At 53.0% G+C, this 16,993-nt stretch carries 23 protein-coding genes; 16 read left to right on the top strand and 7 right to left on the bottom strand.

Going from position 1 to position 16,993, the window contains the following annotated elements:
- Positions 1-15: 15 nt before the first annotated feature.
- Genes ulaB through J4617_RS12165 form a run of 5 tightly spaced genes read left to right on the top strand, consistent with a single transcriptional unit; the run spans position 16 to position 3,009 of the window.
- Positions 16-321: a PTS ascorbate transporter subunit IIB gene (gene ulaB, locus J4617_RS12185; protein WP_000218358.1), complete on the top strand. Its 306-nt coding sequence runs from the start codon at positions 16-18 to the stop codon at positions 319-321.
- 9 nt (positions 322-330) lie between these two features.
- Positions 331-795, top strand: a complete 465-nt coding sequence (ulaC, locus tag J4617_RS12180; RefSeq protein ID WP_000776531.1) for a PTS ascorbate transporter subunit IIA — start codon at positions 331-333, stop codon at positions 793-795.
- Between the two features lie 13 nt (positions 796-808).
- Positions 809-1,459: a 3-keto-L-gulonate-6-phosphate decarboxylase UlaD gene (gene ulaD / locus J4617_RS12175; protein WP_000056761.1), complete on the top strand. Its 651-nt coding sequence runs from the start codon at positions 809-811 to the stop codon at positions 1,457-1,459.
- Positions 1,460-1,468: 9 nt separating this feature from the next.
- Complete coding sequence (gene ulaE, locus J4617_RS12170; protein ID WP_000949530.1) at positions 1,469-2,323, top strand: L-ribulose-5-phosphate 3-epimerase UlaE; 855 nt, start codon at positions 1,469-1,471, stop codon at positions 2,321-2,323.
- Positions 2,323-3,009 carry an L-ribulose-5-phosphate 4-epimerase gene (locus J4617_RS12165; RefSeq protein ID WP_001170771.1) on the top strand — a complete coding sequence of 229 codons (687 nt, stop codon included), beginning with the start codon at positions 2,323-2,325 and terminating at the stop codon, positions 3,007-3,009. Before ulaE ends, J4617_RS12165 begins: the two co-directional genes overlap by 1 nt.
- Before the next feature lie 130 nt (positions 3,010-3,139).
- On the opposite strand, the gene yjfY is transcribed toward J4617_RS12165, so the two are convergent.
- A complete protein-coding gene (gene yjfY / locus J4617_RS12160) occupies positions 3,140-3,415 on the bottom strand; it encodes a DUF1471 family protein YjfY (protein WP_001675399.1) in 276 nt (91 codons plus the stop codon).
- A 193-nt stretch (positions 3,416-3,608) separates the two neighbouring features.
- On the opposite strand from yjfY, the gene J4617_RS12155 reads away from it, so the two are divergent.
- From J4617_RS12155 to J4617_RS12130, 6 genes are all read left to right on the top strand, one after another.
- Positions 3,609-3,815, top strand: a complete 207-nt coding sequence (locus J4617_RS12155) for a hypothetical protein (protein WP_001541376.1) — start codon at positions 3,609-3,611, stop codon at positions 3,813-3,815.
- A 70-nt stretch (positions 3,816-3,885) separates the two neighbouring features.
- On the top strand, positions 3,886-4,281 hold the full coding sequence (gene rpsF, locus J4617_RS12150; RefSeq protein ID WP_001216673.1) for a 30S ribosomal protein S6: 396 nt from the start codon (positions 3,886-3,888) through the stop codon (positions 4,279-4,281).
- A gap of 6 nt (positions 4,282-4,287) precedes the next feature.
- Positions 4,288-4,602, top strand: coding sequence for a primosomal replication protein N (priB, locus tag J4617_RS12145; protein ID WP_001519453.1), 315 nt, complete (start codon positions 4,288-4,290; stop codon positions 4,600-4,602).
- Positions 4,603-4,606: 4 nt separating this feature from the next.
- Positions 4,607-4,834: a 30S ribosomal protein S18 gene (rpsR, locus tag J4617_RS12140; protein ID WP_000135199.1), complete on the top strand. Its 228-nt coding sequence runs from the start codon at positions 4,607-4,609 to the stop codon at positions 4,832-4,834.
- A 41-nt stretch (positions 4,835-4,875) separates the two neighbouring features.
- Positions 4,876-5,325: a 50S ribosomal protein L9 gene (rplI, locus tag J4617_RS12135; RefSeq protein WP_001196059.1), complete on the top strand. Its 450-nt coding sequence runs from the start codon at positions 4,876-4,878 to the stop codon at positions 5,323-5,325.
- A 147-nt stretch (positions 5,326-5,472) separates the two neighbouring features.
- Positions 5,473-6,399, top strand: a complete 927-nt coding sequence (locus tag J4617_RS12130; RefSeq protein WP_000381075.1) for a DMT family transporter — start codon at positions 5,473-5,475, stop codon at positions 6,397-6,399.
- A gap of 49 nt (positions 6,400-6,448) precedes the next feature.
- Here the strand turns inward: J4617_RS12130 and J4617_RS12125 are convergent, their stop codons facing one another.
- On the bottom strand, positions 6,449-7,084 hold the full coding sequence (locus J4617_RS12125) for an OapA family protein (protein WP_001119448.1): 636 nt from the start codon (positions 7,082-7,084) through the stop codon (positions 6,449-6,451).
- Between the two features lie 219 nt (positions 7,085-7,303).
- Here J4617_RS12125 and fklB point away from each other — a divergent pair, with 219 nt between their 5' ends.
- Positions 7,304-7,924, top strand: a complete 621-nt coding sequence (gene fklB, locus J4617_RS12120; protein ID WP_000235161.1) for an FKBP-type peptidyl-prolyl cis-trans isomerase — start codon at positions 7,304-7,306, stop codon at positions 7,922-7,924.
- A 295-nt stretch (positions 7,925-8,219) separates the two neighbouring features.
- Entirely contained in the window at positions 8,220-9,629 is a 1,410-nt protein-coding gene (gene cycA, locus J4617_RS12115; RefSeq protein WP_000228322.1) for a D-serine/D-alanine/glycine transporter, read from the top strand.
- Between the two features lie 111 nt (positions 9,630-9,740).
- Here the strand turns inward: cycA and ytfE are convergent, their stop codons facing one another.
- From ytfE to J4617_RS12100, 3 genes are all read right to left on the bottom strand, one after another.
- The gene (gene ytfE, locus J4617_RS12110; RefSeq protein WP_000331471.1) at positions 9,741-10,403 is read right to left on the bottom strand and encodes an iron-sulfur cluster repair protein YtfE; all 663 of its coding nucleotides are present in this window, start codon (positions 10,401-10,403) and stop codon (positions 9,741-9,743) included.
- A gap of 102 nt (positions 10,404-10,505) precedes the next feature.
- Positions 10,506-11,471, bottom strand: a complete 966-nt coding sequence (locus J4617_RS12105; RefSeq protein ID WP_000623275.1) for a DMT family transporter — start codon at positions 11,469-11,471, stop codon at positions 10,506-10,508.
- An 80-nt stretch (positions 11,472-11,551) separates the two neighbouring features.
- Complete coding sequence (locus J4617_RS12100; RefSeq protein ID WP_000560615.1) at positions 11,552-12,400, bottom strand: SDR family oxidoreductase; 849 nt, start codon at positions 12,398-12,400, stop codon at positions 11,552-11,554.
- An 87-nt stretch (positions 12,401-12,487) separates the two neighbouring features.
- On the opposite strand from J4617_RS12100, the gene J4617_RS12095 reads away from it, so the two are divergent.
- Positions 12,488-12,874: a helix-turn-helix domain-containing protein gene (locus tag J4617_RS12095; RefSeq protein ID WP_001201297.1), complete on the top strand. Its 387-nt coding sequence runs from the start codon at positions 12,488-12,490 to the stop codon at positions 12,872-12,874.
- A gap of 57 nt (positions 12,875-12,931) precedes the next feature.
- Here the strand turns inward: J4617_RS12095 and J4617_RS12090 are convergent, their stop codons facing one another.
- Entirely contained in the window at positions 12,932-14,875 is a 1,944-nt protein-coding gene (locus J4617_RS12090) for a bifunctional 2',3'-cyclic-nucleotide 2'-phosphodiesterase/3'-nucleotidase (RefSeq protein ID WP_017465783.1), read from the bottom strand.
- A 267-nt stretch (positions 14,876-15,142) separates the two neighbouring features.
- Here J4617_RS12090 and cysQ point away from each other — a divergent pair, with 267 nt between their 5' ends.
- A complete protein-coding gene (gene cysQ / locus J4617_RS12085; RefSeq protein WP_000893398.1) occupies positions 15,143-15,883 on the top strand; it encodes a 3'(2'),5'-bisphosphate nucleotidase CysQ in 741 nt (246 codons plus the stop codon).
- Here cysQ and J4617_RS12080 read toward each other — a convergent pair.
- Positions 15,873-16,430 carry a YtfJ family protein gene (locus J4617_RS12080; RefSeq protein ID WP_000175301.1) on the bottom strand — a complete coding sequence of 186 codons (558 nt, stop codon included), beginning with the start codon at positions 16,428-16,430 and terminating at the stop codon, positions 15,873-15,875. The two genes, cysQ and J4617_RS12080, sit on opposite strands and share 11 nt — an antisense overlap.
- Before the next feature lie 327 nt (positions 16,431-16,757).
- On the opposite strand from J4617_RS12080, the gene J4617_RS12075 reads away from it, so the two are divergent.
- A complete protein-coding gene (locus J4617_RS12075; protein ID WP_000689229.1) occupies positions 16,758-16,964 on the top strand; it encodes a DUF1107 domain-containing protein in 207 nt (68 codons plus the stop codon).
- Positions 16,965-16,993 lie beyond the last annotated feature (29 nt).

Raw genomic sequence — 16,993 nt, 5'->3', positions numbered from 1 at the left:
TAAGGAGTTTTGATTATGACCGTACGTATTCTGGCTGTGTGTGGCAACGGACAGGGCAGTTCCATGATCATGAAAATGAAAGTGGACCAGTTTTTAACCCAATCAAACATTGACCACACGGTAAACAGCTGCGCGGTTGGCGAGTACAAAAGCGAGTTGAGCGGCGCGGATATCATCATCGCTTCTACCCATATTGCAGGCGAAATCAGCGTGACCGGCAACAAATATGTGGTTGGCGTGCGTAACATGCTCTCTCCTGCTGACTTCGGCCCGAAACTGCTGGAAGTGATCAAAGAACATTTCCCGCAAGACGTGAAGTAAGGATGCAACATGAAATTACGTGATTCACTGGCGGAGAATAATTCTATCCGCCTGCAGGCTGAAGCGAATACCTGGCAGGAAGCCGTCAAGATCGGCGTCGATTTACTGGTGGCTGCAGACGTGGTAGAGCCGCGCTATTACCAGGCGATTCTGGATGGCGTTGAGCAGTTTGGCCCCTATTTTGTGATTGCCCCCGGCCTGGCGATGCCGCATGGCCGCCCGGAAGAAGGGGTGAAGAAAACCGGTTTTTCGCTGGTGACCCTGAAAAAGCCGCTGGAGTTCAACCACGAAGATAACGACCCGGTCGATATTCTGATCACCATGGCGGCGGTTGATGCCAACACTCACCAGGAAGTGGGCATCATGCAGATCGTCAACCTGTTTGAAGACGAAGCTAATTTTGACCGTTTACGCGCCTGCCGTACCGCGCAGGAAGTCCTGGATCTCATTGACCGCACCAACGCGGCAGCTTAAGAAGGAATTGAAAATGTCATTACCAATGTTGCAGGTCGCGCTGGACAACCAGACTATGGATAGCGCCTATGAAACCACTCGCCTGATTGCCGAAGAAGTCGACATTATCGAAGTGGGCACCATTCTGTGCGTGGGCGAAGGCGTGCGTGCGGTTCGCGATCTGAAAGCGCTCTATCCGCACAAAATTGTGCTGGCGGACGCCAAAATTGCCGATGCCGGTAAAATCCTCTCCCGTATGTGTTTCGAAGCCAACGCGGACTGGGTGACCGTGATTTGCTGTGCGGATATCAACACCGCAAAAGGCGCGCTGGATGTGGCAAAAGAGTTCAACGGCGACGTGCAGATCGAACTGACCGGTTACTGGACCTGGGAACAGGCGCAGCAGTGGCGTGATGCGGGTATTCAGCAGGTGGTTTATCACCGCAGCCGTGACGCGCAGGCCGCAGGCGTGGCGTGGGGTGAAGCGGATATTACCGCGATTAAACGGCTGTCCGATATGGGCTTTAAAGTGACCGTGACCGGCGGACTGGCGCTGGAAGACCTGCCGCTGTTCAAAGGCATTCCGATCCATGTCTTTATCGCGGGGCGCAGCATTCGCGATGCCGAATCGCCGGTAGAAGCCGCACGGCAGTTCAAACGCTCCATTGCCCAACTGTGGGGCTAAGGAGCGGCTATGCTGTCGAAACAAATTCCGCTCGGCATCTATGAAAAAGCGCTCCCTGCCGGGGAGTGCTGGCTGGAGCGCCTGCGGCTGGCGAAAACGCTGGGTTTTGACTTCGTTGAAATGTCGGTGGACGAGACCGACGCCCGACTGGCGCGGCTCGACTGGAGTCGCGAGCAGCGCCTGGCGCTGGTGAGCGCGGTTGCTGAAACCGGCGTGCGCGTGCCGTCCATGTGTCTGAGCGCGCATCGTCGTTTTCCGCTCGGTAGCGAAGATGACGCGGTACGGGCGCAGGGGCTGGAGATTATGCGTAAAGCGATTCAGTTTGCGCAGGACGTCGGGATTCGCGTCATTCAACTGGCGGGGTACGACGTTTACTATCAGCAGGCCAACGACGAAACGCGTTGCCGCTTCCGCGATGGGTTAAAAGAGAGCGTTGATATGGCCAGCCGCGCCCAGGTGACGCTGGCGATGGAGATCATGGATTATCCATTGATGAATTCCATCAGTAAAGCGCTGGGCTATGCTCACTACCTCAATAACCCGTGGTTCCAGCTCTATCCGGATATCGGCAATCTGTCTGCCTGGGATAACGACGTACAGATGGAGCTACAGGCGGGAATCGGGCATATCGTCGCGGTACACGTCAAAGATACTAAACCCGGCGTGTTCAAAAATGTGCCGTTTGGCGAAGGCGTTGTCGATTTCGAACGCTGCTTCGAAACGCTCAAACAGAGTGGCTATTGCGGGCCCTATCTGATTGAGATGTGGAGCGAAACAGCAGAGAACCCGGCGGCAGAGGTAGCGAAAGCGCGTGACTGGGTGAAAGCGCGCATGGCCAGCGCCGGTCTGGTGGAGGCAGCCTAATGCAAAAGCTCAAGCAGCAGGTATTTGACGCTAACATGGATTTGCCCCGTTATGGACTGGTGACGTTTACCTGGGGCAACGTCAGTGCTATCGATCGCGAACGCGGGCTGGTGGTAATTAAGCCAAGCGGTGTCGCCTATGAAACCATGAAGGTAGATGACATGGTGGTGGTGGATATGGATGGCAAAGTAGTGGAGGGACGTTATCGCCCTTCTTCCGATACCGCTACCCATCTGGCGCTGTATCAGCGCTATCCGTCACTTGGCGGCGTCGTTCATACCCATTCCACCCACGCCACGGCATGGGCGCAGGCGGGGATGGCTATTCCAGCGCTCGGTACCACGCACGCGGACTATTTCTTTGGCGATATTCCTTGTACCAGAGCGTTAAGCGAAGAAGAAGTGCAGGGCGAGTACGAGCTGAACACCGGTAAGGTGATCATCGAAACGCTGGGCGAGGTGGAACCGCTGCATACGCCAGGTATTGTCGTGTATCAACACGGGCCGTTCGCCTGGGGGAAAGATGCGCACGATGCGGTACATAACGCGGTCGTCATGGAGGAAGTGGCGCGAATGGCGTGGATTGCGCGCGGTATTAACCCGGCGCTGAATCCCATCGACGATTATCTGATGAACAAGCACTTCATGCGTAAGCATGGCCCGAATGCGTATTACGGGCAGAAGTGAAGTATGAGCTCCGGAATGTGAATATTATCGGGATGTCACAGGTCTAATTCCGGAGCCATCTTTCCGCGAAAAAAAAGCCCCCCTGTTCAGGGGGCAAATCAACTATGATTTTTCGTTGGTTTTCCTGATGTTAGCGATAAATATTCGCGCTGGCGTGTATGTTGCCGTTGCTACCCGGTTCCCGGATAAGTATGACGTGATAATACATTGCGTTTCGCGCGTCGGCCTCGTCATTCAGCGCCAGATTGGCTTCACTTTCCGTGGCGAAGTTGTGGTTGATGTAGATCACGCCTAAGCTGCGCACATCATCCATATTTCTGGCCTGATGATTATTTAACTCGATGGCTGCCGTTGCCGTTACGCCAGGCAAAAGCGCAGCCAGAAATAACATTATCCGGGCTCGCATAGAGTACCTCCTCAGCAGCGCGGTCTGGTTGGCGATATCCCCCTTTAGTGAATCGCTTCTGGTTTAATTTTAACCATAACCCGCCGCAGAGATGGCGACCTTTTCTGATGCTGTTGTTCAAAAAATTATCGCATTGTCGCTTTTTACCTGATTAACAACCCATTGATGTATGCCGCCATGTTTAAGAAATCCTGTGTGGCAAAAAAGTGCGCTGACCACAGTGTCAATTTCTCTGCCGCAACAGGCCGTTTATAGTGGCATGCGATATGAAGTTAATATCTCAGCAGCAAAATGTGACGGGACAGGCGTTACGTTCGGCACGATAAATAATTGTACAATCACCTTGAGTTTGCCCGCAGGCGCCAGTATTATAACGCGTCATTTTTCAGCCGACCTTTAACACGTTCCTTGCCTCCATGGGCCGCGGCTGACCCAGACAGGAGGCTGAATAATCCGTAAGGAGCAATTCGATGCGTCATTACGAAATCGTTTTTATGGTCCATCCTGACCAGAGCGAACAGGTTCCGGGTATGATCGAGCGTTACTCTGCCGCCATCACTGGCGCAGAAGGCAAGATCCACCGTCTGGAAGACTGGGGCCGCCGTCAGCTGGCTTACCCGATCAACAAACTGCACAAAGCGCACTACGTTCTGATGAACGTTGAAGCGCCGCAGGAAGTGATCGATGAGCTGGAAACTACCTTCCGCTTCAACGATGCCGTTATCCGCAGCATGGTTATGCGTACTAAGCACGCTGTTACCGAAGCCTCTCCGATGGTTAAAGCGAAAGACGAGCGCCGTGAGCGTCGCGATGATTTCGCTAACGAAACCGCAGATGATGCTGAAGCTGGGGATTCTGAAGAGTAATTTCTGATGACCAACCGTCTGGCGTTGTCCGGCACCGTGTGCAGGGCCCCCCTTCGAAAGGTCAGTCCATCAGGAATTCCGCATTGCCAGTTCGTGCTTGAGCATCGTTCTGTGCAAGAGGAAGCCGGCTTTCACCGGCAGGCGTGGTGCCAAATGCCCGTTATTGTTAGCGGACACGAAAACCAGGCCATTACTCACAGTATAACGGTCGGCAGCCGCATAACCGTTCAGGGGTTTATTTCTTGCCACAAGGCAAAGAACGGTCTGAGCAAAATGGTTCTGCATGCCGAGCAGATTGAATTGATAGATTCTGGAGACTAGCCATATGGCACGTTATTTCCGTCGTCGCAAGTTCTGCCGTTTCACCGCGGAAGGCGTTCAAGAGATCGACTATAAAGATATCGCTACGCTGAAAAACTACATCACCGAAAGCGGTAAGATTGTCCCAAGCCGTATCACCGGTACCCGTGCAAAATACCAGCGTCAGCTGGCTCGCGCTATCAAACGCGCTCGCTACCTGTCTCTGCTGCCGTACACTGATCGCCATCAGTAATCGGTCACGGTCCATTAATACGACTTTGAGAGGATAAGGTAATGCAAGTTATTCTGCTTGATAAAGTAGCAAACCTGGGTAGCCTGGGTGATCAGGTTAACGTTAAAGCGGGCTATGCTCGTAACTTCCTGGTACCAAAGGGTAAAGCTGTTCCGGCTACCAAGAAAAACGTTGAATACTTCGAAGCACGTCGCGCTGAACTGGAAGCTAAACTGGCTGACGTTCTGGCTGCTGCAAATGCACGCGCAGAGAAAATCAACGCCCTGGAAACCGTTACTATCGCGTCTAAAGCAGGCGACGAAGGTAAACTGTTCGGTTCCATCGGTACTCGCGACATCGCTGACGCTGTGACTGCAGCTGGCGTTGACGTGGCTAAGAGCGAAGTTCGTCTGCCGAACGGCGTTCTGCGTACCACTGGCGAACACGAAGTGAACTTCCAGGTTCACAGCGAAGTATTCGCAAAAGTTATCATCAACGTGGTTGCTGAGTAATCAGGCATTCTCGTTTTTGCTAGCAACGAAACGTCGGCCCAGCGCCGACGTTTTGCTTTTTTAACCCCATCGCTTTTCGACTGGCTATCTCCCCCTCTTTTCGCGATAATCAAAAATAAAACATTATTTTAATTTCTTGGTGAAAGAATGGATACCCAACGCCAGGCCTCCCCGTTTGCCCGCAAAAACGTCGTTTATGTGTGTGCCGCATTTTGTTGCCTGCTATGGGGCAGCGCTTATCCAGCCATCAAAAGCGGTTATGACCTCTTTCAGATAGCCACCGACGATATCCCTTCTAAAATTGTTTTTGCTGGTTATCGTTTTTTGTTTGCGGGTGGGTTGCTGCTACTGTTCGCGCTGCTTCAGCGTAAACCGATTGGTCGGTTTCGTCCGCGCCAGTTTGCTCAGTTGACGTTACTGGGGCTGACCCAGACGTCGCTGCAATATCTCTTTTTCTATATCGGCCTTGCGTTCACCTCCGGCGTGAAAGGCTCAATCATGAACGCGACAGGCACATTCTTCAGCGTATTGCTGGCGCACTTTATTTATCAGAACGACCGATTGAGCTACAACAAAACGCTCGGCTGTATTCTGGGCTTTGCGGGCGTCATGGTGGTGAACGTCAGCAACGGCCTGGATTTCAGCTTTAATCTGCCGGGAGAAGGCTCCGTGGTGCTGGCGGCGTTTATTCTTTCTGCGGCCACGTTGTATGGCAAACGTCTCTCGCAGACGGTCGATCCGATGGTCATGACTGGCTATCAATTGGGGATTGGCGGTCTGGTACTGGTCATTGGCGGTTACGTTTTTGGCGGTACGCTGACGATACATGGCTTCTCGTCGGTGGCGATTTTAGTCTACCTGACGTTACTCTCGTCGGTCGCTTTTGCGCTATGGAGCATTTTACTCAAATATAACCGCGTGGGGATGATTGCGCCGTTTAACTTTCTGATCCCGGTTTCCGGCGCGGCTCTTTCGGCTATTTTTCTCGGCGAGAATATATTGGAGTGGAAATACATGATTGCGCTGGTGCTGGTATGTTCGGGGATTTGGTGGGTGAATAAGGTGAAGCGGTAATGCTTCACCTGAACGAATAGGGTACAGGCGGGATAAGGCGTAGCCGGCGTTACTGTGCGCGAATAAAACTGCCGTCAGGCTGACGCGTAAACAGCACCTGTTGACCGTTATCGCCATCTATCGTTAAACCTGTCACCACCCCGCTGGCATTCTGGCGAATTTTAATCATTTGACCATTTTTGAGATTACTCAGCGGTTTGCCAGCGCCTTCTACCTGCGCCATTGCATAAACGTCTGTCGGGGGCAGCCCGTGGTCACGGAACAGTTGCGCCAGAGTTTTACCAGACTCTACCCGGTACGAGCGCCACTGTTGACCAATGCCGCTATCCTGCTGGAAAGGCTGCGTCTGCGGCTGGTTTTGTTCTTCCGGCTGGCCTTCCTGGATAGGTTCCGGCGCAACGGGCGCCACCTGATCCGGATCGTTTTGCGGCGCGACCAGCTGCGCCTGAAGCTGGGCCTCCGTCGGCGGCTGTGATTGCGATTGCAGATCCAATTGCGCTTCCCGCGTGACGACAGGTGAGTCGCTGGTCTCGCTGGCGGGCAGCAGGAAACCGATCACCAGCACGATAGCGGCAATGATAATGCCACGACGATGCATAGGCGGCAGCGGTTCCATGATGCGAAAATTATCCGGCGCGTGCCAGATTTTCGCCAGGGTTGGTTTTAATTCAAAGCGCCCGGGCATGGTTTACCTCCTGCTCCGCATCTCGTTCCTTAATCATAGAGTATAGATGGCTAACGCTATGATACTGGTAGTGCTATCCGCTTTCGTGACATCAATACGGATAATCTATTGTTTCTTTTTCCCTGCGATTTGTCATCCTCCCTGAGACAAAGTTTTACCAGAAGAAGCGTGGCTGTTATGCTGCCCGCTACTTTTTTGATATCCGATGAAGGAAAAATAATGGCCACCCCGACTTTTGACACTATTGAAGCGCAAGCGAGCTACGGCATTGGTTTGCAGGTAGGGCAGCAGCTCAGCGAATCCGGTCTTGAAGGGCTGTTGCCTGAAGCGCTGGTTGCAGGCATTGCTGATGCGCTGGAAGGTAAACACCCGGCGGTTCCTGTTGATGTGGTGCATCGTGCGCTGCGTGAAATTCATGAGCGTGCGGACGCGGTGCGTCGTGAGCGTTTCAAAGCGATGGCGGCCGAAGGCGTGAAATACCTGGAAGAAAACCGCGAAAAAGACGGTGTGAACAGTACTGAATCTGGTTTACAGTTCCGCGTTCTGACGCAGGGCGAAGGCGCGATTCCGGCGCGTACCGACCGCGTACGTGTGCATTACACCGGTAAGCTTATTGATGGCACCGTATTTGACAGCTCCGTCGCGCGCGGCGAACCGGCTGAATTCCCGGTAAATGGCGTGATCGCCGGCTGGATTGAAGCGCTGACTCTGATGCCGGTAGGTTCCAAATGGGAACTGACTATCCCCCAGGAGCTGGCCTATGGTGAGCGTGGGGCCGGGGCATCTATTCCGCCATTCAGCACCCTGGTGTTTGAGGTGGAACTGCTGGAAATTCTGTAAGCGCCCCGGGTTTGCCGGATGACGGCGTAAACGCCTTATCCGGCAACCCTGACTTCAGTAGATGCCAATATTTTATTTTGCAAATGGCGTCGTTACGTGTATTTTTGTGAGCTAATTCGCATTATCAAAGTGATATAACACTCATTTTAAACATAAAATTAACATTGTATTTGAATCTGAGTATTCATCCCGCCGATTCTTACCTAATATCGATGAGTCCTGATAACAGGATCGTCGTATCATAGACCAAAGGCCGTAGAGCCCGCACAACACAGACAGGTACAGGAAGAAAAACATGGTAGATCAGGTAAAAGTCGCAGCCGACGAACAGGCTCCGGCTGAACAGTCGCTACGGCGCAATCTTACAAACCGTCATATACAGCTTATCGCTATTGGCGGCGCTATTGGTACCGGTCTGTTTATGGGATCGGGTAAAACGATCAGTCTCGCCGGACCGTCGATCATTTTTGTATATATGATCATCGGTTTTATGCTTTTTTTCGTGATGCGCGCCATGGGGGAATTGCTGCTCTCGAATCTGGAATATAAATCGTTTAGCGATTTTGCTTCCGACCTGCTTGGCCCCTGGGCGGGATATTTCACCGGCTGGACGTACTGGTTTTGCTGGGTGGTGACCGGTATGGCTGACGTGGTGGCGATTACCGCCTACGCGCAGTTCTGGTTTCCCGGCCTTTCCGATTGGGTCGCCTCGCTGGCGGTAGTGATCCTGCTGCTAAGCCTCAACCTCGCCACCGTTAAAATGTTTGGTGAAATGGAATTTTGGTTTGCTATGGTCAAAATCGTCGCCATTGTGGCGTTGATTGTGGTCGGGCTGGTGATGATTGCGATGCACTTTAAATCGCCGACAGGCGTTGAAGCGTCTTTCGCGCATCTGTGGAATGACGGCGGCTGGTTCCCGAAAGGTATTAGCGGGTTCTTTGCCGGTTTCCAGATTGCAGTGTTCGCTTTCGTGGGCATTGAGCTGGTTGGTACTACCGCCGCAGAAACTAAAGATCCGGAAAAATCGCTGCCGCGCGCGATTAACTCAATACCGATCCGTATCATCATGTTCTACGTCTTTGCGCTGATTGTCATTATGTCGGTGACGCCGTGGAGTTCCGTGGTGCCGGATAAGAGCCCGTTTGTTGAGCTGTTTGTACTGGTGGGTCTGCCTGCCGCTGCGAGCGTGATCAACTTTGTCGTGCTGACCTCGGCGGCGTCTTCCGCCAACAGCGGCGTCTTCTCGACCAGCCGTATGCTGTTTGGCCTGGCGCAAGAAGGCGTGGCGCCAAAAGCGTTCGCTAAGCTATCGAAACGCGCGGTACCGGCGAAAGGCCTGACCTTCTCCTGTATCTGCCTGCTGGGCGGCGTGGTTATGCTGATGGTCAACCCGAGCGTGATTGGCGCATTCACCATGATCACTACGGTTTCGGCCATCCTGTTTATGTTTGTCTGGACCATCATTCTGTGTTCATACCTGGTGTACCGCAAAAAGCGTCCCCACCTGCATGAAAAATCCATCTATAAGATGCCGCTCGGTAAGCTGATGTGCTGGGTCTGTATGGCGTTCTTTGCGTTCGTGCTGGTATTACTGACGCTGGAAGACGATACGCGCCAGGCGCTGATCGTGACGCCGCTGTGGTTTATCGCGTTGGGTCTGGGCTGGCTGTTGATAGGTAAGAAACGGATGGCGGGGATGCGTTAATTGTTTTGCCCGGTGGCGCTGGCGCTTACCGGGCTTACAGCGTAGCGTTGATTTGGAGGCTGGATAAGGCGCCGTTTACAGCCGCCATCCGGCAAAATGCCCGGCTGGCGATTATTCTCCGGCCAGCGCGCGTGGGAACAGCACGTTATTCTCCAGGCTGATGTGCTCCATCAGATCATCAATCATCTCATTAATGCCGTTATACATCGCTTTCCAGGTGGTGCAGGCTTCTGGCGGCGGCGTTACATTTTGGGTGACGTGTTTGATGACGTCTACCAGCTCTCCCGCCTCGTCATGCTCGCTTTCCATTACGCTTATCGGGCCCGTTGCCTGGCGACCCATACCCTGTTTGATCATTGGGAACAGGATCTGTTCTTCTTTCATCATATGGCTGGAAAGCTCTTCATGCAGCGCGGTGAGATATTTTGTCAGGCCGCGTGGGACGTTTGGCTTATCCGCGTGGACGCGTTCCACTTTGGTTGCCTGCAGAATAAGCTCCGGCAGTTGTTCGCGATGTCGGTCATGATAGCGAACAACGATATGGTCAATAATGTCCGCCAGCGGAACGGCGCGCCAGTCTTTTTCGATGGGCTGTTCAGCCAATTGCGCCAGTTGCGCTTCAATGATGTCAATATCGACGTCGTGACGCGCGGCGGCGCGTGCCAGCGTCTGTTTTCCACCGCAGCAGTAATCCATATCGTACTGGCGAAACAGCGCCGATGCGCGGGGAATAGAGAGCGCCAGTTCGCCTAAAGGTTGATCGCGATAAGCCATAGCCGTTACCTCATTTGCAATAATATAAGTTGTATTCTAAATGCATCTTTAAGGCGAGGCTATAACACTTTCGGGGTGCGTATAATTTAAGCGAGTATGAAATTAGCGTTCCGTGACCGGAACGACGGTCGCTTTTTCCGGTTTCGCTCTCACGGCAATGACCACGCCCGCCACCAGGAGCGCAATGCCGCTTAACGTCAGGAATGGCGGGATTTCCTGGCGCAGAATGAAGGTATAGAGCAGTCCCGCCAGCGTTTCAAAAACAATCAGCGGCCCTAAAATAACGGTTGGCAATTTTTGGCTGGCGATATTCCAGCACAGCGCGCCCACCCAGGAACACAGCACCGCGATGGCGATCATCAGACCGATAAACAGCGCGGGATGCGGGCCAAAGGGCAGGGTAAACAACGGTTTCTGGATACTCAGCCACAGACAGACCGCCGCATAGCCGATTAACGAGACCGGCAGCGTAACCAGCGCCTGCGCCGTTGCCCACATCATGGGATGTTTGTCGGGATTTTCCCGCAGCCAGCGGGCGTTGCGCAGCGCATACCATGCCCAGCACGCTACGGAAATCAGCGCCAGCACAATGCCTGAACCATAGCGCCAGCCGCTAACATCGGACAATCCCTGGCTAAGTTCAGCAATATTGACGCACAGCAGGCCAAAACCGATAAGCGCCAGCGCGGGCGCTAAACGCCGCCAGGATAATCTGCCGTCTCGTTGGCTATAGAGAACGTTAGCGAAAAGCGGAATGACGACCGGCAATGTCCCGATGATCATCGTCGAAACCGGCGCGCCGGTTCGCTGAATAGCGCTGGCGAGGCAGGCGTAATAGATTACATTGCCCATCAGAGTCAGCGACAGGGCGGTGAACCAGTCTTTACGCGTCAACTGGCGTAACCGCGTGCGGCCTAACCAGGCAATCGGCAGGGCAATCAGCCCCAGCGCCAGATAGCGTCCCATTGACTGTAAGAGGGCCGGGTAATCCGGCACGATTAACGGGCCGACGAAAATCAATCCCCACATTAGCCCTGCCAGCAGGGCGTATAGCACGCCGCTAATCATCAGATTCTCCTCATAAACCGTTCCGTCATTATCAGAGAAGGTCTATGAGGATGCCACATAAATTAACTAAATTTTAACACTTACAGTACGGAGCGAAGGCTTTCTGTGAGCGTCGTCGTCGGGCGACCGATGAGTTTACGCAGCGTATGGCTGTCATCAAACAAGCCGCCTTTCGCCGCGCCAGCGTCAGAATTGGCCAACATATCCGCCAGTCCGTCAGGCAGGCCTGCGCCTTTTAACGCGGCGGCAAAATCGACTTCGCTCAGGTTCTGGTAGACGATTTTTTTTCCGCTCTGATGAGTAAGTTCATCCGCCAACTGGCGTAATGTCCAGGCGTCATCACCCGCCAGCTCGTAGACATTCCCGGCGTGACCCTCTTCACGGATGACGCGCGCGGCGGCGGCGGCATAGTCAGCGCGCATTGCGGAGGCGATTTTCCCTTCTCCCGCTGCGCCAATAAAGACGCCATGCTTCAGCGCGGCAGGGACGCTCGCCAGGTAGTTTTCCGTATACCAGCCGTTACGTAATAGCGTGTGAGGAATACCTGACTCAGCCAGCATTTTTTCCGTTTCAATATGTTCATCGGCGAGCGCCAGCGGCGATTTATCCGCATGTAGCAGGCTGGTATAGGCGATGAATTTCACCTTCGCGGCAATGGCGGCCTGAATAACGTTGCGGTGCTGCGCGGTGCGTTGTCCCACTTCGCTGGATGATATAAGCAGCAGTTTATCAACGCCCTGTAAGGCGGTTGTCAGCGCGGCTTCGTTAGCGTAATCCGCCTGGCGAACGGCAATCCCGCGCTGACTGAGCGGGGCGGCTTTTTTCGGGTTACGGACGATCGCGACGAGGTGGCTGGCGGGCGTCGTTTTTAGCAGGTTTTCAATAACGTGTTGGCCCAGTTGGCCCGTTGCGCCAGTGATAGCAATCATGGTGAACTCCTCAGTGTTGGTCTTGTGTTTTATTACGCTACCACCTAAACTTACTTTTAGTAAGTACGTACAAAAAGGTAAGTATCAATGCGCGCTCATACTCTTTCCCGGCAGTTGCGTGAAGGCAATCTCTTTGCTGAACAGTGCCCGTCCCGTGAGGTGTTAAAACATGTCACCAGTCGCTGGGGCGTACTGATTCTGGTGGCGTTACGCGACGGTACACACCGTTTTAGCGACCTGCGCCGCAAGATGGGAGGCGTGAGTGAAAAGATGCTGGCGCAGTCGTTACAGGCGCTTGAACAGGACGGATTTCTTAACCGGGTGTCATATCCAGTTGTTCCGCCGCATGTGGAGTACAGCCTGACGCCGCTTGGCGAGCAGGTGAGCGATAAAGTCGCCGCGCTGGCGGACTGGATAGAACTGAATTTGCCGCAGGTATTGGCGCAGCGGGAGCGTTTATCAGATGGCGGCTAGCGCTTTATTCGGCCTGCCAGTCAGGCCGAATAAACGCAGCGCCATGCGGGACTCACGTTACTTGCTCAAATCCACCTGATAAATGGCAAAACCGATATCATCGACAGCAACCTTCTTCATCGGATACTGTTCTTTCGCTTTAATGAAGGCAGCGGCTTTATCGCCTGGCGATGTTTCAAAGCGGATATCCAGCGCCGTATCGCTGTGGATTGGCGCCAGACGCCAGTTATTATCCGCCGCCGGATGGATTTCGCCCGCGCGTTTTGACTCTGCGCCAATCCATGCCGCCAGCACGGCGCGATTTTCATCCGGAGACGCAAAGGCGATATGGCTGTCGCCCGTGCCGGCAAACTTGCCGCCGTAAGCGCGATAGTTATTCGTGGCGACCAGGAACGTAGCGTTCGGGTCGACAGGCTTACCGTTAAAGGTCAGGTTTTTAATACGTTCCGCCTGCGGATTCACCATCTGGCATTCGCCATCATAGCGGGCGGGCTGTGACACATCGATTTGATAATTCACGCCGTCAATGACATCGAAATTATAGGTGCGAAAGCCATCCCAATTGATCAACGATTGCGGTTTGTTGCTGTGAATATCAATCTGATTAAATTGTCCGGCAGAACATTCCAGCCACTCTTTTACCTCCTTGCCGCTGGCTTTCACCACCACCAGCGTATTCGGATAGAGATAAAGATCCGCGGCGTTACGGAAGGTCAACTGGCCTTTTTCCACTTCGACAAAACTGGCAGGATCGTTCTTACGCCCGCCAACTTTAAACGGCGCGGCGGCGGACAGCACCGGCAGTTTCGCCAGATCCGGATCGCCCTGAATAAAGTGTTCCACATACGCTTTTTGCGCGTTATTCACCACCTGTACGGTAGGATCGTCCTGCACCAGAGCAAGATAACTGTACATATTATCGGCGGATTTACCGATGGGCTTGCTGACAAACTCGCGGGTGGCATCGTGATCGGCTTTCAGAATACCGACCAGCTTACTGTCTTCCGCCGCCAGCGACTTTTTAGCGGCGGCGTCATAGATAGGCCGCGCTTCCGCTTTCGCCTGCGTAACCTGCCATTTGCCGCTGTCGTTATTGAGCACCAGATCGACCACTCCCAGATGGTCGCCCCACATGCCAGGCATTACCGCAGGAATGCCGTTAAGCGTACCTTTGGCGATATCCGCGCCTTTGATGTCGGCAAAATCTTTACCGGGGAAGACGGCATGGGCGTGGCCAAACATAATCGCGTCGACGCCGGGAACTTCACTGAGATAATAAACCGAGTTTTCCGCCATGCTGTGGTACGGATCGGCAGAAAGGCCTGAATGAGCAATGACTACCACGATATCTGCGCCTTTCTCGCGCATTTCGGGCACATATTTCCGGGCGGTTTCCGTAATGTCATTGACGGTAACTTTGCCGCTCAGGTTCGCTTTATCCCAAATCATGATTTGCGGCGGGACAAAGCCGATATAGCCAATTTTCAGGGTTTGCGGGTTGCCGTCTTTATCAATAACGCTCGTCTCTTTAATCAGATAAGGCGTAAAGAGCGGCTTTTGGGTTTTAACGTCGATAATATTGGCGTTAACATAAGGGAATTTCGCGCCGGCCAGCGCGTTATGCAGATAGTCCAGACCATAATTAAACTCATGGTTGCCGAGGTTTCCAACCGCGTAATCCAGAGTGTTGAGCGCTTTATAGACCGGGTGAACATCACCGTCTTTGAGCCCTTTTGCCGCCATATAATCGCCCAGAGGGCTCCCCTGAATCAGGTCGCCGTTATCCACCAGCACGCTGTTTTTGACTTCATTTCGGGCGGCATGAATCAAACTTGCGGTACGTACCAATCCGAATTTTTCGGTTGCGGTATCCTTGTAATAATCGAAATCCATCATGTTGCTATGTAAATCAGTAGTTTCCATGATACGGAGATCGACGGTAGCCGCATTCACGCTGGCGGCGATCAGCGTAGCCAGAAGCGTTGCACTAAACTTAATCATCAGAGGCACCTTTTAAGAACGCAATAGAAAAGCCGGATAGTGAAAAATAGCGATGATAAACAGTGAAACCCGATATCGTTCCGACCGTCGCCAGAAGAAGGCGAAACTGCCCCATCCGGCCGATTTTTTGCGAGTGTTCACAGAAAGGTGAATCATGCCATGAAAGCTATTATCAAAACCGCTGACGGTATCACAGTTGGCGGAACCCTTAACGATCGGGTATAAGTAAAACAACGAGTTAACGCCCCCGTCATAAAGAGGTGGAGAATGTTAGAACAAGTATGCCAGCTTGCACGGAACGCGGGCGATGCCATTATGCAGGTTTATGATGGAGCCAAACCGATGGAGTACGCCCGCAAGCAGGACGATTCTCCAGTCACTGCGGCGGATATCGCCGCACATACCGTGATTCTCGAAGGGTTACGCACGCTCACGCCGGATATTCCGGTGCTTTCAGAAGAGGATCCGCCCGCCTGGGAAGTGCGCCAGCACTGGCAGCGTTACTGGCTGGTCGATCCGCTCGACGGCACCAAGGAGTTCATCAAGCGCAATGGCGAATTCACGGTCAATATCGCGCTGATTGAGCAGGGCAAACCGGTGTTGGGCGTGGTCTATGCGCCGGTGCTGAAAGTGATGTACTACGCGGCGGAAGGTAAGGCCTGGAAAGAGGAGTGCGGGGTGCGTAAGCAGATTCAGGTCCGGGATGCCCGCCCGCCGCTGGTGGTGATTAGCCGTTCGCATACGGATGATGAACTCACCGAATATCTCCAACAGCTTGGCGAACATCAGACAACCTCTATTGGTTCCTCGCTGAAATTCTGTCTTGTGGCGGAAGGCCAGGCGCAGCTTTACCCCAGATTTGGGCCGACCAGCGTCTGGGACACTGCCGCAGGTCATGCCATTGCCGTTGCAGCCGGGGCGCACGTTCACGACTGGCAGGGAAAAACGCTGGACTATACCCCTCGTGAATCGTTCCTTAACCCCGGCTTCCGGGTGACTATTTACTGAGGAGCTTATGCAGCAGGTCGACCACCTGCTGTACCTCTTGCTGGGTTAACGCGCCATCTTTCACCCATTGAACCCGACCGTCTTTGTCAAGCACGATGACGGCGGACCCCTCTTCTTTTAATTGCCAGGCGTTACGCGCCACGCCATTGCTGTCGACAATAAATTGCGACCACGGGTAGAGCTTTTTATTACTTTCTATACTGCTACGCACGAACATACCGGAGCCTGGGATCGCATCATCGGTGTTCACAATTGTGGTCGTCTGGTATCTGTCATGCGGGAGCTTGGCTGATTTAATCGCTTCAATCAGCGTGGCGTTTTTTTCCTTCGCTGACGTTCGACCCGCAATGTGCAGCAGGACGCGCACTTTTCCCGCCAGCTGCGCGCTATTCCAGTTTTTATAACTAAACTCATCTTTATTCAACGTCAGTTCGCCACGATCGGCAATGCCTACCGGCGGCACCCGTTGGTTATCTTCAAGGTTATGCGCACAAGCCATTATGGGGAGTAGCAGACACGACATCGCCAGAATTTTACGTAGGGTCATGGTCATTCCTTCTTTATTTTTTTTGCAGGTGATCCGACCACTTTGGGCCGACAGTTAATCATATGTGCGATTGATGCTTTTTCCCGCAAAGGGGATGCCAGTTTGCGGGCGGGCGCACACTTCCTGTGAAAAATGAAGGCATATACTGAGAAAAATGAGCTGATGTTTAGATAATTCTGAATAACTGTAATCAAAAGGTAAATATACTTATGCACACTGGAAACGACGTAGATATGGTCTATAGTCATATGGCATTAAAATTTGCGCCTTAAAACTGTTGGGCTGATTGTGGCACCGCAAGGGCGTAATACTCTGCAGGAGACAACAATGAAAATTTTCCAACGCTACAACCCGCTACAGGTGGCGAAGTACGTGAAGATCCTGTTCCGTGGACGGTTATATATCAAGGATGTTGGCGCTTTTGAGTTCGATAAGGGTAAGATTCTTATCCCAAAAGTGAGAGACAAGCAGCACTTGTCTGTGATGTCTGAAGTTAACCGTCAGGTTATGCGTCTGCAAACTGAGATGGCGTAACCAAAAGTGCTATGCAGTAGGTTAAAAAA

Source organism: Salmonella sp. 32010601201800023SM, from assembly GCF_017572235.1.
Lineage (GTDB): Bacteria > Pseudomonadota > Gammaproteobacteria > Enterobacterales > Enterobacteriaceae > Salmonella > Salmonella enterica.
The sequence above is the reverse complement of the archived record's forward strand: the minus strand, read 5'-3'. Positions and strand labels throughout refer to the sequence as shown.